Source organism: Salmonella sp. 5800 (assembly GCF_046558195.1).
GTDB lineage: Bacteria > Pseudomonadota > Gammaproteobacteria > Enterobacterales > Enterobacteriaceae > Salmonella > Salmonella enterica.
The window spans coordinates 390,885-408,361 of the sequence record NZ_JBGDOX010000002.1 but is presented as its reverse complement, the minus strand read 5'-3'; the positions used below and the strand labels follow the sequence as shown (position 1 = coordinate 408,361).

The 17,477-nt window shown below is 53.2% G+C and carries 12 protein-coding genes; 9 read left to right on the top strand and 3 right to left on the bottom strand.

Translation table 11 applies throughout. The features are described 5' to 3' along the window. Window positions 1–119 precede the first annotated feature (119 nt). Genes ACLJZ5_RS06940 through ACLJZ5_RS06930 form a run of 3 tightly spaced genes read left to right on the top strand, consistent with a single transcriptional unit; the run spans window position 120 to window position 1,413 of the window. Complete coding sequence (locus ACLJZ5_RS06940; RefSeq protein ID WP_000610824.1) at window positions 120–761, top strand: helix-turn-helix transcriptional regulator; 642 nt, start codon at window positions 120–122, stop codon at window positions 759–761. 10 nt (window positions 762–771) lie between these two features. Next, the gene (locus ACLJZ5_RS06935; protein ID WP_000737127.1) at window positions 772–996 is read left to right on the top strand and encodes a membrane protein; all 225 of its coding nucleotides are present in this window, start codon (window positions 772–774) and stop codon (window positions 994–996) included. A 57-nt stretch (window positions 997–1,053) separates the two neighbouring features. Next, on the top strand, window positions 1,054–1,413 hold the full coding sequence (locus tag ACLJZ5_RS06930) for a DUF4156 domain-containing protein (protein WP_000722978.1): 360 nt from the start codon (window positions 1,054–1,056) through the stop codon (window positions 1,411–1,413). A 69-nt stretch (window positions 1,414–1,482) separates the two neighbouring features. On the opposite strand, the gene mdsC is transcribed toward ACLJZ5_RS06930, so the two are convergent. Genes mdsC through mdsA form a run of 3 tightly spaced genes read right to left on the bottom strand, consistent with a single transcriptional unit; the run spans window position 1,483 to window position 7,347 of the window. Then, window positions 1,483–2,940 (bottom strand): multidrug efflux transporter outer membrane subunit MdsC, encoded by a 1,458-nt coding sequence (mdsC, locus tag ACLJZ5_RS06925; RefSeq protein WP_024798559.1) that lies wholly within the window; start codon window positions 2,938–2,940, stop codon window positions 1,483–1,485. A 16-nt stretch (window positions 2,941–2,956) separates the two neighbouring features. Beyond that, on the bottom strand, window positions 2,957–6,124 hold the full coding sequence (mdsB, locus tag ACLJZ5_RS06920; protein WP_024798174.1) for a multidrug efflux RND transporter permease subunit MdsB: 3,168 nt from the start codon (window positions 6,122–6,124) through the stop codon (window positions 2,957–2,959). After that, entirely contained in the window at window positions 6,121–7,347 is a 1,227-nt protein-coding gene (gene mdsA / locus ACLJZ5_RS06915) for a multidrug efflux RND transporter periplasmic adaptor subunit MdsA (protein WP_001254848.1), read from the bottom strand. Before mdsA ends, mdsB begins: the two co-directional genes overlap by 4 nt. 276 nt (window positions 7,348–7,623) lie before the next feature. Between mdsA and golT the strand changes: the two genes are divergently transcribed. From golT to ACLJZ5_RS06885, 6 genes are all read left to right on the top strand, one after another. Then, window positions 7,624–9,912 carry a gold/copper-translocating P-type ATPase GolT gene (gene golT, locus ACLJZ5_RS06910; protein ID WP_000083309.1) on the top strand — a complete coding sequence of 763 codons (2,289 nt, stop codon included), beginning with the start codon at window positions 7,624–7,626 and terminating at the stop codon, window positions 9,910–9,912. An 11-nt stretch (window positions 9,913–9,923) separates the two neighbouring features. Continuing rightward, window positions 9,924–10,388: an Au(I) sensor transcriptional regulator GolS gene (gene golS / locus ACLJZ5_RS06905; protein ID WP_001020583.1), complete on the top strand. Its 465-nt coding sequence runs from the start codon at window positions 9,924–9,926 to the stop codon at window positions 10,386–10,388. 77 nt (window positions 10,389–10,465) lie between these two features. Continuing rightward, window positions 10,466–10,660, top strand: coding sequence for a gold resistance metallochaperone GolB (golB, locus tag ACLJZ5_RS06900; RefSeq protein WP_001159470.1), 195 nt, complete (start codon window positions 10,466–10,468; stop codon window positions 10,658–10,660). A 291-nt stretch (window positions 10,661–10,951) separates the two neighbouring features. Further along, a complete protein-coding gene (locus ACLJZ5_RS06895; RefSeq protein ID WP_000288502.1) occupies window positions 10,952–12,205 on the top strand; it encodes an MFS transporter in 1,254 nt (417 codons plus the stop codon). 188 nt (window positions 12,206–12,393) lie between these two features. Then, window positions 12,394–14,352 carry a site-specific DNA-methyltransferase gene (locus ACLJZ5_RS06890; RefSeq protein WP_023202224.1) on the top strand — a complete coding sequence of 653 codons (1,959 nt, stop codon included), beginning with the start codon at window positions 12,394–12,396 and terminating at the stop codon, window positions 14,350–14,352. A gap of 9 nt (window positions 14,353–14,361) precedes the next feature. Then, window positions 14,362–17,334 (top strand): type III restriction-modification system endonuclease, encoded by a 2,973-nt coding sequence (locus ACLJZ5_RS06885; RefSeq protein ID WP_077914072.1) that lies wholly within the window; start codon window positions 14,362–14,364, stop codon window positions 17,332–17,334. Window positions 17,335–17,477 lie beyond the last annotated feature (143 nt).

Genomic DNA, 17,477 nt, shown 5'->3' with positions numbered 1-17,477 from the left:
TATGGCAAGGAATTAAAAATAATATGGTGCTGCTACAGAATAGGGATGGTTATGAGCGCTCAGGTAATCTTAAGAGGAAGATAAAACACTCACCGTAGCGTTATTCTATTGATGAAATTATGATAAATTCACTATCGGAACAACTTCCGTTAAAAACGATAGGTATAGTTTTAACGGATGATTATTATACTTATTTAGGCATCGCTTCACTCTTTGAGGATGGGAAGTGCTTTATGTTCCCACTCAATGGAGAATATAATTCGTGTCAGATATCAGCTAGCGAAGATATCATAATTATTATTGATGGACGAGTTTTGATTCAGGGGGTCTGGAAAGGTTTTAAGGCGCTCATGCAGCATTATCCACATGCTCGTCGAATCTGGCTCACGCGCAGAGATATTGGAAAACTTTATCCACATGGCTGCGATAGAGATCCTGATATCGATCCCGATTTGGCAAAGCCTGTTTTTATTGAGCATTTCATTAAATACGCTTGTGCAAACGATGTAGCGGTCGGTGAACTTGCGCCGTTGACAAAAAAGGAGGAGGAGTTGTTATGGCACTTTTTATATAAAAAGTCGATGAGTCAGATCGCCAGTAGCTATGGCATGAGTCGTAAGACTTTGTACATTCATAGATTGCGTATCTGTCGTAAATATGGCTTCAAACGCTTTTTCCATTTGCTATTTATTTACCAAAGAAGTCGCCATATCTTCGCATCTAAAATTTGCCGTGTAGACAAAAACGCCGATCAGGCTTGAAGCAAACAAGATGAAAAAGTTAACGATGAGAGAGTGTGAAAGCATCAATCCTACTATGCTGCTTGCCATTAAGATACTTATCTCGGCGCTTGACGAAAAAACAAAAATAAGGCTCAGAGAGCATATTGAAAAAACTGAACAAGAAATAGCCTCAAGCATACATGATAGCATCATGACAGAGACTTTTCTTCAGCAAATGAAAGACATTCGTTACATCTTAAATATAGTTCCTTGACGGCGTTCAGAAGCAAGAACGCGTTATTATTTAATGATTAATAGACCAGGTATTAGTATGAAAAAGATCTTAGTATGTTTCGTCGGCTTGGCTTTAACCGCATGTAGCGCTAATTCGTTGAATTATGGCGCTGAACAGGTACGGGTGATGACCAGCGAGCCAGGTAAGGAATGCAGCTACTTAGGGGATATCACGGGCAGCCAGGGGAATTTCTTTACCGGTGGCTGGACTTCCAACAGTAACCTGGAAACGGGTGCCCGTAACGATCTGAAAAATAAAGCTTATAAAATGGGCGGAAATACGGTAGTCCTGTTAACCCAGCGTGCAGGCCAGACAGGAAGTTCATGGCACGGTTCGGGCTCAAGCAAACAAACCAATGTCACGTTAAGCGGGAACGTTTATCGTTGCCCTCGTTAACCTTATTTTGCAGGCAATATATGCCTGTTTAGCGCGCGCGCCGCACTGGCGACGCGCGCGCTATTTGGGCTAACCTTGCTTTTTCTCGCTGTATTCTCGCCAACCGCCGCCTAATGCTTTATACAGATTAATGATATTCAGCTGTTGCATGAGCCGTGTGCGCACCAGGCGCTGTTGCGCGCCATAAAGCATACGATGGGTATCAAGCAGCGTAAGGTAGTCATCGACGCCTTCCTGAAAACGGAGTCCGGCCAGTTCATAGGCGATTTGGCTGGCTTCAACTGCGCGTTGTTCTGATTGCACCTGGTCATTCAGCGTACGCTGTCCCGCCAGACCATCCGCCACGTCGCGAAAGGCTTGCTGAATAACGTTTTCATACCTGGCGATTTCAATCTGTTTTTGGACATGCGCCCTATCCAGGTCAGCGCGTAATGCGCCGCCGTGAAAGAGAGGCAAGGTGATTTGCGGTAGAAAACGCCAGCTTCCCGATCCCGGTTCAAAGAGTCCGCTAAGAGACGCGCTGGCCGTTCCCGCCGCGCCTGTCAGGCTGATGGTCGGGAAGAAGGCGGCGCGCGCTGCGCCTATCCGGGCGTTTGCGCCACGCAGCCTGTACTCGGCGGCGCGAATATCCGGGCGGCGTACCAGCAGATCTGACGGTAATCCGCCTGGCAGAGTGGTCGGGATCGCGCCTTCCGTAAGCGTGACCGCCTCGTTTAGTCGACGCGACAGTTCAGGCGTGAGCGGCTGGCCCAACAGCAATTCAAGCGCGTTACGATCCCGCGCCAACTGTCGCGTATACGCCGCGCGATTGATTTCCGCAGAACGCAGCGCGATCTCCGCCATACGCAGATCGAGCTGTGTGGCGTTGCCTGTCCGGGCAAGCTGGGTTGTCAATGTGTATGAACTTTTTTGCGCGGCCAGCGTATCTTCGGTTAAGCGCAGCAGCTCCCGGTCAGCCCGTAGCGTCAGCCAGGCGCTGGCGACTTCGGAAACCAGGCTCATTCGCGCCGCAATGTACGTCTCATCAAGCGCCATATAGGCGGCTAATGCCTGGTCGCTAAGGCTTCGCACTCGCCCCCAGAGATCCAGTTCCCAGGCCGTCGTCGCCCCAGCCATCTCGTAGCGTCGGTTAATCTCAGGCTCGTCCGTGACGCTGAGATCGGCGGGAGTGCGACCGGCGTCCATGGCGGTGGCGATGCCGAGCGTCGGCAGCATCTCCGCGCGCTGAATACGGTATAACGCCCGGGCGGCTTCAACATTGAGCCCTGCCTTGCGTAAATCCCGATTATTGCGTAACGCGATCGCGATCAGTTCCTGTAGAAGCGGATCGTGGAAGAAATCACGCCAGCCAATGTCAGCGGCATCCGGCGCGCCAGAAACGGTTGACGTTGCGTAGGGATAGACCATCGCAGTCGGCGATGTGGGGCGTTCGTGCTTCGGCGCCATCGTACAGCCAGCAAGCGTGGTGACGAAAGCAAGCGTCGCCAGCGTGGCGGTCTGCCGATAGCCTGTAAAAGTGATCTTCATTATGCCATTCCCATCATTATGCTTGTTGATCATGTGAATCAACGCGGTTCTCACGCTTTAATGCCATCCTGCGAACCACCACGTAAAATACAGGCGTCAATAACAGGCCGAAGAGCGTGACGCCCAACATGCCGGCAAACACGGCGATGCCCATCGCATGTCGCATTTCCGCGCCGGCACCCGTCGCGAGTACCAGCGGTACTACACCTGCGATAAAGGCGAATGAGGTCATCAGGATAGGACGCAGACGCAGGCGGGACGCGTCCAGCACGGCGGTCAGCGGGTCTGCGCCGTCGTGTTCTTTGGCGCGGGCAAACTCGACAATCAAAATGGCGTTCTTGGCCGCCAGGCCGACCAGCACCACGAAACCAATCTGCGTAAAGATATTGTTATCTCCGCCAGATACCCACACGCCGACAATGGCTGAGAGTAATGACATAGGCGCAATAAGCAGGACGGCGAAGGGCAGCGACCAACTGTTGTACTGCGCCGCCAGGATCAGGAAGGCCAACAGCACCGCCAGCGCAAAGATAGCAAGCGCAGAATTGCCGGCCTGTTTTTCCTGATAAACCAGATCGGTCCATTCGAAGACCATCCCTTCCGGTAACGTTTCACGCACGATCTTTTCAATCGCGTCCGTCGCCTGTCCGGAGGAGAAACCCGGAGCCGGTCCACCGCTAATATCTACCGAGGGGAAGCCGTTGTAATGGATGATTCTGTCCGGCCCCGACTGGCGCATAATCGTGACGAAAGCGCTAAGCGGGATCATCTCGCCCTTCGCATTGCGGACTTTAAGCAGGCCGATATCCTCTTGCTGCATACGGAATGGCGCATCGGCCTGCGCCATCACCCGCCAGGTGCGGCCAAATCGGTTGAAATCGTTGACGTAAAGCGAGCCGAGGTTAATTTGCAACGTTTCAAAGATGTCGGTGAGCGATACCCCCATTGATTTCGCCTTTACCCGGTCGATATCCACCTGTAATTGCGGGGCGTTCGTCTGGAAACTGGCCAGCATATTGGCCAGTTCGGGCGTCTGCATCGCCTTAGACATAATCTCGCTTTGCACCTTTGTCATCGCTTCAAATCCCAGTTCCGCACGATCTTCAATCTGCAATTTAAAGCCGCCCGTCGCGCCAAGCCCTGGAACCGGCGGCGGCGGGAAGATGCCAATAAACCCGTCGGGAATGTGGCTAAATTTGTGCATTAGCTTTCCGGCGATAGCGTTAGCGGAAAGCGAAGGATCTTCACGCTCGTCAAAGGGTTTCAGCATGGCGAACATCAGCGCCGAATTTGGCACATTTACCGGGCCGTTAACCGACAGACCGGGGAAGACGACGACGCTTTCAACGCCGGGTTCCGCCAGCGCGATAGCGGACATCTGTTTTACGACCGCCTCTGTGCGATCCAACGATGCGCCGCTTGGGAGCTGGGCGATGCCGACGAGATAGTACTTATCCTGCGCAGGCACAAACCCGTTCGGCACCTGATGGAAGCCAAGCCAGGTCAGTCCTACAAAGCCAGCATAGAGCACCATCACAATGACGCTGCCGCGCACGGCCCGACGGACGGCGCTAACATAGCGGTTCGACGCGCTGTCGAAGAAACGGTTAAAGCGATGGAAAAAACCGCCAGTGAACGTGCCCATCAACCGCGTTAGCCAGTCAGCCTTCGCAGTATCGTGGTGCGGTCTTAGCAAAATGGCGGCCAGCGCAGGGGAGAGCGTCAGTGAGTTAATGGCCGAAAGGATGGTCGAAATAGCGATGGTCAACGCGAACTGACGATAAAACTCACCCTGCAGGCCCGCCAGGAATGCGGAAGGGATAAAGACCGCCGTTAGCACCGAGGTAATAGAAAGAATGGGACCAGTGACTTCATCCATCGCCTTCTTTGCCGCTTCTCCGGGACTTTTGCCCTGCGAGATATGCCGTTCCACGTTTTCGACCACAACGATGGCGTCATCGACAACAATACCTATCGACAGGACCAAACCAAACAGCGAAAGCGTATTCAGCGAAAAGCCAAACAGGTGCATCAAGGCAAAGGTGCCGACCAGCGAAACGGGAACCGCCACCAGAGGAATAATGGACGCCCGCCAGGTTTGCAGGAACAGCACCACGACAAGGACGACCAGCACGAGGGCTTCCAGCAACGTAATCGCCACCGATTGTAGCGATGCGCGCACGAAGACCGTAGGATCATAGGCAATTCGGTATTCGATATCCTGCGGGAAGTTTCGCTGCAACTCATCCATTTTGCCGCGAATCGCGTTAGAAACGTCAATCGCATTAGCGCCCGGACTTTGAATAATCTGTAACGCTGGCGCCGCTTCGCCATTCAGTAAACTGCGCAGCGTATAGGCATCTGCGCCCAGCGTGACGCGGGCGACATCACGCAGACGCGTCACCTCGCCGTCAGCGCCGATTTTTACCACAATCTCGCCGAACTGTTCTTCGCTGGTCAGGCGGCCCAGCGTGTTCACCGTCATCTGAAAAGCGGCGGAGGCCTCCGGCTGTTGCCCGACGGAACCGGCGGCGACCTGTACGTTTTGTTCCCGCAACGCCGTAACGATATCACTGGCGGTAAGACCGCGGTTGGCGATTTTCGCCGGGTCCAGCCAGATGCGCATGGCGTACTCGCCCGCGCCCCAGACGAGAACATCGCCGACGCCGGGTAAACGGGCCAGCTCGTCGCGAACCTGCCGGATGGCGAAGTTAGACAGGTAAAGCGAGTCATAGCGTTTTTGCGGCGAGACAAGATGGACCACCATCAACATATCGGGTGACGTTTTCTCCGTTACAACGCCAATTCGCTGGACTTCTTCGGGCAGGCGAGGCAGCGCGCGGGATACCCGGTTTTGCACCTGAATTTGCGCCATATCAGGATCGGTTCCCTGTTCGAAGGCGATAGAGATAACCATGCGGCCATCAATGGCCATCTGGGTATTCATATACAACATGCCGTCAACGCCGTTGATCACCTGTTCCAGCGGCGCGGCTACCGTATCGGCAATCACTTGCGGGTTAGCGCCGGGGTAGCTGGCGCTAACCTGTACCGTGGGCGGCGTAACGGCCGGATATTCACTCAGCGGCAGTTTTAAAAAGGCGATAGCGCCAGCCAGCAGCATTAACAGCGACAGGACGATGGCGAAGATGGGGCGTGCAATGAAAAAGTGGGTGAATTTCATTGGCGCACCGCCTTCGGCGCACTGTCGCCGTCCGCTTTAGTCAATGTCGCGGTCTGTTTGTCGGTCACATTCTGCCGCATCGGCACCAGACGCGGCGCAACGGTCATGCCAGGACGCACCAGCCCCTTGAGGATGATTTTTTCTCCCGGCAGTACTCCCTGTGTAACGACGCGGAGTCCATCGACCATTTGTCCCAGCTCAACCGGACGATACTCCACCTGATTCTCCTTGCCGACGATCAGCACATAGTTTTTGCCCTGATCGGCACTCACCGCCAGATCGTCAATTAGCACGGTTTCCCGCGGCTCGCCGATGGGCAAACTGATTCGGGCAAACAGGCCGGGAGAAAGCATTCCGTCGGGGTCAGGAATCACGGCGCGTGCCCGGATAGTGCCGGTGCTGCGGTTCATCTGATTGCCCATAAAGTCGAGTACGCCCTGATAAGGCAGCCCGTTATCGGTGGTTAACCCCATGTTGACTACCGGTGGATTTTTGTCGGAGCGGGTATGCCGTAACGCCTTCAGCCAGGTGGCTTCGTCAATATCGAAATACACATACATGGGATTGTGAGACACGATAGTCGTCAGAAGCGTGGCGTTACCCGCTACGCCGCCGCTGACCAGATTGCCCCGGGTCACCAGTATGCGGTCAACGCGTCCGGCAATGGGCGCGGTAATACGGGTCCAGGAGAGTTCAAGGCGCGCTGCGGCGACGGCGGCTTTGGCCGATTGCATCTGCGCCTGTCGCGCATTACGCGTGGCGGTGACATCGTCAGCGTTTTTACGTGATACGGCGCCGCTGGCGACCAGTCGTTGAATGCGATCGAAATCCGCCTGCGCCTGGCGGGCCAGTACTTCAGCCTGACGTAATTGCGCGACGGCGGTGTCGAGGGCGACCTCGAACGGGCGCGGATCGATCTGGAACAGCAGTTGTCCGCGGCTTACCAGACGTCCTTCCGGAACGCTGACGGCGTCAAGGGTTCCTCCCACGCGCGAACGCAGTTCCACGGTCTCCGGCGCGGCCAGAAAACCGGTGAATTCCGCCGTAGGCGCGAGTGTACGGCTAAGGGCTTTAGCAACCGGTACCGACGGCGGAGGCGGCGCGCTGGCCGGTGGTCCGACGGCGTTGTCTTTATCCCATAGTGCTTCGCCGGCCATGTAAATCACGCCCCCGATGGCGGCGATGACGCCGGCTATCAACATAATTTTGAATGTTCTACGCATGTCGTTTCCCTCTTTACCGCAGCGTGTCGGCCATTCCGCAACGCTGCCGCAGAATTTTTGGCAAAGGCTAGGCGTTACAACGAAGGAAAGGTCAAGCGTTCCTGGCGGGTTTTTACGGGACGTAGGTCGGCATCGTGGCGTAAATGTCTCGCATCATCCTCTTTTATGAGCCATCTCACATTCTCGCCGAACCGTGCAGCCTGAATACGCTTGACCTTCCCACAATGGCAAGCTTTAGGCTTTCTGATACCGAATAGTCAGGATGGGGAAGTCGTCATGAGTCAGTCAGAAAATCGTCACGACACGATAAGCTTACTTATTGAAGGTATGACCTGCGCGTCGTGCGTCGCTCGCGTTGAAAAAGGTATTAAGGCTGTGCCTGGCGTAACGGACGCTACGGTGAATCTGGCGACGGAGCGCGCCACCGTCCGCGGGACGGCGTCGGCGGAGGCGGTGATCGCGGCGATTGAAAAAACGGGGTATGAGGCGCGACCGGTAGAGACGGCGGGGCAGGGCGAAGACGACTCTGAAGAGAAAAAAGAGGCCGAGCGCGTCAGGCTGAAGCGCGATCTGATTCTCGCCAGCGTGCTGGCGCTCCCCGTTTTTGTGCTCGAAATGGGCTCGCACCTTATTCCTGGTATGCACGAGTGGGTGATAAAAACGATTGGCCTGCAACAAAGCTGGTACTGGCAATTTGCACTGACCCTGTTGGTGCTGACGATCCCCGGTCGCCGTTTTTACCTTAAAGGGTTCCCGGCGCTGGCGCGTCTGGCGCCGGACATGAACTCGCTGGTCGCCGTAGGAACCGCAGCGGCGTTCGGCTACTCGCTGGTGGCGACCTTTACGCCCGACCTGCTGCCTGAAGGGACGGTAAACGTCTATTACGAGGCCGCCGCAGTGATTGTCGCGCTTATTCTGCTGGGGCGCTTTCTGGAGGCAAGGGCGAAGGGGCGGACTTCCGAAGCGATTAAACGTCTGGTGGGGCTACAGGCGCGGGTCGCGCATGTGTTACGCGAGGGCCGCATCGTGGATATCCCTGTCGACGAGGTTGTGCTGGGAGACTGTGTGGAGGTTCGGCCAGGCGAGCGGATACCGGTTGACGGCGAAGTGACCGAAGGCCGCAGCTTCGTTGACGAGTCGATGATTACCGGCGAACCGATACCGGTAGAGAAATCCGCAGGAAGCGCGGTGGTGGGCGGTACCGTAAACCAAAAAGGCGCGCTCACGCTGCGGGCGACCGCCGTCGGCGGACAGACCATGCTGGCGCAAATCATTCGTTTGGTGGAACAGGCGCAGGGTTCAAAACTGCCGATTCAGGCCGTCGTGGATAAAGTGACGCTGTGGTTTGTCCCGATGGTGATGCTTATTGCTGCGCTGACCTTTGTGGTATGGCTGGCGTTTGGGCCGTCGCCAGCGCTGACTTTCGCTCTAATCAATGGCGTTGCGGTTCTGATTATCGCCTGTCCTTGCGCGATGGGCCTGGCGACGCCGACCTCTATTATGGTGGGAACCGGTCGTGGGGCGGAAATGGGCGTGCTTTTCCGTAAGGGGGAGGCGTTACAGCTACTCAAAGACGCTAAGGTGGTGGCCGTAGACAAAACCGGGACGCTTACCGAAGGCCGCCCGGTACTGACCGATCTCGACGTGGCCAGCGGCTTTGAGCGCCGTGAGGTGCTGGCGAAAGTCGCGGCGGTAGAATCGCGTTCAGAGCATCCGATTGCCCGTGCGATTGTCGTGTCGGCAGAAGAGGAAGGGATCGCGCTACCAGGCATGAACGGCTTCGAATCGGTGACCGGGATGGGCGTATACGCTACCGTTGACGGTACGCGTGTTGACGTGGGGGCCGATCGCTATATGCGCGAAATTGGCGTGGATATTAGCGGCTTCGCCACCACCGCCGAACGGTTAGGGCAGGAAGGGAAATCGCCGCTCTATGCGGCTATTGACGGTCAACTGGCGGCGATTATCGCCGTGGCCGATCCGATCAAACCCAGCACACCCGCCGCAATTAACGCTTTACATCAGCTCGGGATTAAGGTCGCCATGATCACTGGCGATAATGCCCGCACGGCACAGGCTATCGCCAGACAGTTAGGAATTGATGACGTGGTCGCCGAGGTATTGCCAGAAGGGAAAGTCGAGGCGATACGGCGCCTGAAAGCGGCGTATGGGCAGGTGGCGTTTGTCGGCGATGGCATCAACGATGCGCCAGCGCTGGCGGAGTCCGACGTGGGGCTGGCGATTGGCACCGGCACCGATGTGGCGGTGGAATCCGCCGACGTCGTACTAATGTCCGGCAACCTGCAAGGCGTGCCGAATGCTATCGCGCTGTCTAAAGCGACCATCCGCAATATCCACCAGAATCTGTTCTGGGCCTTTGCTTACAATACGGCGCTGATTCCTGTCGCGGCAGGCGCGCTATTTCCGGTCTGGGGCATATTATTGTCCCCGGTATTCGCCGCAGGGGCGATGGCGATGTCGAGCGTGTTCGTGCTGGGCAACGCTTTGCGGCTGCGCCGTTTCCGGGCGCCGATGGCAACCCCATCCGACACATCCACGACATGAGGAGGAGCGTCATGAACATCGGTAAAGCAGCTAAAGCATCGAAAGTTTCGGCCAAAATGATTCGCTACTATGAACAGATTGGTCTGATTCCCGCGGCAAGTCGGACGGATTCCGGCTATCGGGCCTATACCCAGGCTGATGTTAATCAATTGCATTTTATACGCCGCGCGCGCGATCTCGGCTTTTCAGTTGCTGAAATCAGCGACTTACTGAATCTTTGGAATAACCAGTCGCGGCAAAGCGCTGACGTCAAACGCCTGGCGCAGACGCACATTGATGAACTGGACAGACGTATCCAGAACATGCAGCACATGGCGCAAACCCTCAAAGCGCTGATTCACTGCTGCGCCGGCGACGCGCTGCCAGATTGCCCCATTCTGCATACGCTTGGACAACCTGACGATAGCGAGCCGGAGGCGCGTACCGGAGCGGTATTGCGCCGTCCTCGTCGCCATGGACTGGCAAAGCGTCTGTAAGTCCTGAGATTACGCTTGACCTTCCAACACTGGCAAGGCCCAGACTGGCAACAGTTCCCACACAAAAGGAGTTCACCATGCAGTTCCATATTGATGACATGACCTGCGGCGGCTGCGCCAGTACGGTAAAAAAGACGATTCTGACTCTCGATGCTAATGCGACGGTGAGAACTGACCCGGCGACGCGTCTGGTTGACGTTGAAACGTCGCTATCCGCGGAGCAGATTGCCGCCGCCCTGCAAAAGGCCGGTTTCCCGCCGCGCGAAAGGTAATCGTCAATGGCGATCGGTCTGGCGACAGGCCGGTCGCGATACGCTAGCCACGCTTCGCTTTTCTTTGCATGAGATAATCCCCATAAAAACTGTGACAAATCATGTGCCAGTAAGCCTTGTTAATAATATGTAATGATTTGTCTATTTTTGCTAACATTTTACCTGCTATATACAAAAAGATAACAAATAAGTAGCGCAACGCTACCTTGTTACGTCGCTTTGACGACGGGAGCGCTCCAGCGTTTCGCCGCTTCAAAGCTTGATGTTATTTTTTGATGCAGGACACTACCTATGTACACCCCCCTGAACTGGACGACGACACAACGACATGTGGCGTTTGCCAGCTTTACCAGTTGGATGCTGGATGCGTTTGATTTCTTTATCCTTGTCTTTGTACTTAGCGATCTCGCCGAATGGTTTCACGCTTCCGTATCGGACGTTTCCATTGCGATTATGCTGACCCTGGCGGTACGTCCCATTGGCGCGCTGCTATTTGGTCGAATGGCGGAAAAGTACGGACGTCGACCGATACTGATGCTCAATATTCTGTTCTTTACGGTGTTTGAACTGCTTTCCGCCTGGTCGCCCACCTTCATGGCATTTCTGATTTTTCGGGTCATGTACGGCGTGGCGATGGGCGGGATATGGGGCGTCGCGTCATCACTGGCGATGGAAACCATTCCCGATCGTTCGCGTGGCCTGATGTCGGGCATTTTTCAGGCGGGCTATCCCTGCGGCTATCTGTTCGCCTCGGTTATTTTTGGCCTCTTCTACAGTATGGTAGGCTGGCGCGGCATGTTCCTGATTGGCGCCCTGCCTGTTGTCTTGCTGCCTTATATCTGGTTTAAAGTGCCGGAATCCCCCGTCTGGCTGGCGGCCAGAGCGCGTAAAGAGAATACCGCGCTGCTTCCTGTTCTGCGCAAACAGTGGAAGTTGTGTCTGTATCTGGTGCTGGTCATGGCGTTCTTTAACTTTTTCAGTCACGGCACGCAGGATCTGTATCCTACCTTCCTGAAGATGCAGCATGGTTTTGATCCGCATCTGATCAGTATCATTGCGATTTTTTATAACATTGCCGCGATGCTCGGCGGTATTTTCTACGGTACGCTATCGGAACGTATTGGGCGTAAAAAAGCGATCATGATCGCCGCCTTTCTTGCGCTCCCGGTACTCCCGCTATGGGCATTTTCCAGCGGATCATTCACGATTGGCCTGGGCGCGTTCCTGATGCAGTTTATGGTGCAGGGCGCCTGGGGTGTCGTGCCGACCTGGCTGAACGAGTTGGTTCCGGCGAATGCGCGCGCCGTACTGCCAGGGTTTGTTTACCAACTGGGTAATTTACTGGCGTCGGTTAATGCGACGTTACAGGCCCGCATCGCGGAAACGCATGGTGGAAATTACGGGTTGGCAATGGCGATCGTGGCTGGCGCGGTGGCTATTTTAATCTGTGTATTTGTGGCATTTGGTCGCGAGACCCGGGGAGTCGTCATCTCCGGTACAGATAGCGACGCCCTCCCGGAGTCGGCCATCGGTCATCGCACGTAAACACTACGCTCCTGGCGCATACTGTCGCCGGGAGTACGCCTTCCTCCCGTGGTTTTCACGTCCTTTCAACGAACAACAAAGGTTAATGATGGCATCTGCCTTTCGTGACCATTACAATCATCGCTTACTTTTTTCTTTATAAGAAATTGATTGTTGGACCTTAAAATTGTCAACGGAGCGAAGATATCATGTTGAAAGATAACCAAAAACACAACGAGTCTGTTGCCCCGAATAGCGCCTTTCTGTCTGAGTTACAACGTGCATTACCGGAATTTTTTACCGCCGATCGCTATAACGAGCAGGGCGAACTGATCGCGAAAGGCGGATTTGATCTCGCCAAATTTGAGCGCGCGCTGAAAGCGCGTAATATTGATGAGCTGACTAGCGGTTATCAGATTGATTTTATTGGTAAAGATTACGCAAAAAAACAGGCGGGTGAAAAATCCGTTACCGTTATCGTTCCTGACGTGGAACACAATACTCTGGCAGAAAATAAAAACAGCCATAATCTTTTTCTGACCGGAGATAATCTGGATGTGTTACGCCATCTGCAAAATAATTACGCCGATACCGTCGATATGATCTATATCGATCCCCCTTATAACACCGGATCGGACGGGTTTGTCTACCCCGATCATTTTGAATATAGCGATCGGGCGTTGCAGGATATGTTTGGTCTTAATGATACTGAACTGGCACGTTTAAAATCCATTCAGGGTAAATCGACGCACTCCGCGTGGTTATCTTTCATGTATCCGCGTCTTTTCCTGGCCAGGAAGCTCCTGAAAGATACCGGATTTATTTTTATCTCTATCGACGATAATGAGTACGCCAATCTTAAATTAATGATGGATGAGATTTTTGGCGAAGGCGGATTTGTCACCAATGTGATGTGGAAGCGCAAAAAAGAGATTTCTAACGACTCTGATAACGTTTCCATCCAGGGGGAATACATTCTTGTTTACGCCAAAACCGGTCAGGGCGCTTTACGTTTAGAACCGCTTTCTAAAGAGTATATTCAGAAATCCTATAAAGAACCGACCGAACAGTTTCCAGAAGGGAAATGGCGACCGGTGCCGTTAACGGTGTCAAAAGGGCTGAGCGGCGGCGGCTATACCTATAAAATTACCACGCCGAACGGTACGGTACACGAAAGACTATGGGCTTATCCTGAAGCCAGTTATCAAAAACTGGTGGCCGATAATCTGGTCTATTTTGGCAAAGATAACGGCGGTATTCCCCAGCGAGTCATGTACGCGCATCACAGTAAGGGGCAGCCAACGACCAATTACTGGGATAACGTAGCGTCGAATAAAGAGGGGAAAAAGGAGATTCTGGATCTCTTCGGCGACAACGTTTTTGATACGCCGAAACCGACCGCATTATTGAAGAAAATCATCAAGCTCGCTATCGATAAAGACGGCGTCGTTCTGGACTTTTTTGCCGGTTCCGGCACTACGGCCCATGCGGTAATGGCGCTGAATGAAGAAGATGGGGGGCAGCGCACGTTTATTCTGTGTACTATCGATCAGGCATTAAGCAATAACACTATCGCGAAAAAAGCAGGTTATAACACTATTGATGAAATCAGCCGCGAGCGAATTACACGCGTTGCGGCGAAGATCCGCGCCAACAATCCCGCGGCCAATAGCGACCTCGGTTTTAAACATTATCGTTTTGCCACTCCGACACAGCAGACGCTGGACGATCTGGATAGCTTCGATATTGCTACCGGCCATTTTATCAATACCAGCGGTCAACTGGCCGCTTTCACCGAGTCAGGATTTACCGACATGATCAATCCTTTTTCCGCCAGAGGATTGGGCGTGCCGGGCGGCGCAAGCGGCGAAGAGACCTTATTAACGACATGGCTGGTCGCCGATGGTTATAAAATGGATATTGACGTACAGACCGTTGATTTTTCCGGCTATTGCGCCAGGTATGTTGATAATACGCGCCTGTATCTGATTGATGAACGATGGGGAACAGAGCAGACCCGCGATCTTCTCAACCACATTGGTACGCATCAGCTTCCGGTTCAGACTATTGTCATTTACGGCTACTCTTTCGACCTTGAATCCATTCGTGAACTGGAAATCGGCTTAAAACAGCTTGATCAAAAAGTGAACCTGGTGAAGCGTTATTAAGAGGGGATGATGATGAATATTTTACTGGAAGAACTTCCCCATCAGGAACAGGCGTTAGCGGCGATTCTGGCGAGTTTCACCGGTATCGATCACGCGCAGGCCGATCATAATCACTATGCTAATCCGCTGATTAAGGAACGTTACGACGATAAGGCCAATATTGACGTTAAAATGGAGACCGGGACGGGCAAAACCTATGTCTATACCCGGTTGATGTATGAACTGCATCAGAACTACGGCCTCTTCAAATTTGTGCTGGTGGTGCCGACGCCAGCCATTAAAGAAGGCGCGCGGAACTTTATCACCAGCGATTACGCCAGACAGCATTTTTCACAGTTCTACGAAAATACGCGGATGGAACTTTGCACCATTAACGCCGGTGATTTTAAAGTAAAGTCGGGGCGTAAAAATTTTCCGGCCCAGCTATTAAGTTTTACTGATGCCAGCCGTCGTGATAGCCATACGATTCAGGTTTTGCTGATCAATGCGCAAATGCTCAATTCCGCCAGTATGACGCGAGACGATTACGATCAAACGCTACTGGGCGGGCTGACGTCGCCTGTTAAAGGGCTGCAAATGACGCGACCGGTGGTCATTATTGATGAACCGCATCGTTTTGCGCGAGATAACAAATTTTATCGAGCGATTCAGGCTATTCAGCCGCAAATGATCGTCCGCTTTGGCGCTACCTTCCCGGATATTGTCGAAGGTAAGGGTAAAAATAAATGTGTACGTAAAGATTACTATCGCCGGCAACCGCAGTTTGATCTCAACGCGGTGGACAGTTTTAACGATGGTTTGGTGAAAGGTATTGATATTTATTACCCGAATCTCCCCGAAGAACAGGCCAACAATCGTTATATCGTTGACAGCGTCACGGCAAAGAAATTAATCCTCCGACGGGGGAGCAAAATTGCCGAGGTTGGAGTGGGCGAAAATCTCGCCGATGTCGATGCAGGATTTGAAGGCAGTATCGAATATGCCGGCAGTAAAATGTTGTCGAACGATCTGGAGCTGGAGGCAGGGATGGCGCTGGTGCCAGGAACCTTTGGCGCGAGCTACCAGGAACTGATTATTCAGGAAGCCATTGATAAGCATTTTGATACCGAGCAGGCAAATTTCTTACGCAGCAATGAGCCAGAAAATAATGCCCCGCGTATTAAGACCTTAAGCCTTTTCTTTATTGACAGTATTAAAAGCTATCGTGATGACGAAGGCTGGTTGAAAGTCACTTTTGAGCGTTTGCTGAAAAAGAAACTGACGCAACTGATTGACGATTATCAGCGCAAGACCCTGCCGCGAGAAGTGGAGTATCTGTCGTTTCTGCAGGCCACGCTCGCCAGCCTGCACTCGGATAACCAAAACGTCCACGCTGGTTACTTTGGCGAAGACCGCGGAAGCGGCGATGAGGCGATCCAGGCTGAGGTAGATGATATTCTGAAAAATAAAGAGAAGTTGCTCAGTTTTTCAGACCATCACGGCAACTGGGAAACGCGCCGCTTTCTGTTTTCAAAATGGACGCTTCGCGAAGGCTGGGATAACCCGAATGTTTTTGTCATTGCTAAATTACGTTCTTCCGGTAGCGAGTCGAGCAAAATTCAGGAAGTGGGGCGCGGCCTGCGGCTACCGGTAGATGAAAACGGCCATCGCGTTCATCAGGAAGAGTGGCCGTCCCGACTGTCGTTTCTGATTGGTTATGATGAAAAAGCGTTTGCCAGTATGCTGGTTGATGAGATTAATCGCGACAGCAAAGTTCAGCTTAACGAGCAGAAACTGGATGAGGCGATGATCACACTCATCGTCACCGAGCGACAAAAAGTCGATCCTGCGTTTACGGAGCTTCGTTTGCTGGAAGATCTGGATGATAAAAAACTGATCAACCGGAGTAATGAGTTTAAACCCAGCGTCACGCTTAACGGGGAAACCAAAAGTGGTTTTGCGTGGCTACTGGAGTTCTACCCTGAGCTGACGCAGGCGCGGGTGCGAGCGGATCGCATTCGTGACAATAAGCCCGCTTCCCGACTGCGAGTCAGGTTACGCAAAGAGAATTGGGAACAACTTAGCAGTATCTGGGAGCAGTTTTCCCGCCGTTATATGCTGCAATTCGAGCGTAGCAGCGCTTCTCTGGAACAGATTGCCGCCGAGGTGCTGCGCGATCCGGCGCTGTATATACGCCAGAAGCCAAGCCAGGTGCAACAACGGCTGGTATCGAATGAAGATAATGGCCGTTTTGAAGTGGCGCAGCGGGAAGGCGAATTAGCCGCCAGCGAATTTATGGCGGGCATGAAATATGGCCATTTTCTTAAGCAACTGGCATTACGCACCAGTCTGCCGGTTAACGTCCTGCATCCGGTGTTAATGGCGATGCTGCGTGATGTTTTGCACGGAGATTCACGCTATTTAAGCGAGATCTCGTTGGACAATATGACCCGCGCATTACAGACGCGGATTAATGCGCATTTTGCGCAGCGCCACGATTATCTGCCTCTCGATTTTCAGGCTTCAACGTCGGTATTTGATTCCACGGCACGGCAGTTCAGAGAGGAGATTAGCGCTGAAATTGTGGGGAAAAATGTGGATGAGAATGCGATAGACGATCCTCGTTCTCTCTATCAAATACCGCCGTTGCGTTATGACAGCGTCGATCCAGAATTGCCGCTATTAAAATACGATTATCCGCAACAGGTTTCTGTGTTTGGTAAACTGCCTAAGCGGGCCATTCAGATCCCCAAATATACGGGTGGCTCTACTACGCCGGATTTTGTGTACCGTATTGAGCGTCAGGACGCCGACAGCGTTTATTTACTGGTTGAAACTAAAGCAGAAAATATGCGCGTAGGCGATCAGGTTATTCTTGATGCGCAACGTAAATTCTTCGATATGCTGCGTCGGCAAAATATCAATGTCGAGTTTGCGGAAGCGACCAGCGCGCCGGCGGTATTTTCTACGATCAATGGCTTGATTGAGGGGAAGGCAAACTAACGGGTTTGAATGGACCTTAACGGTTATCTTTTTGATAGACCATATAAAATGGCCGCCGCGCAGCGAGCGTTGCGGTCATTCTCCCTGTACTAATCCCCCGTCCCGTAAACCGCGTTGACTTGAAGGTTATCGTTTTACGTCTA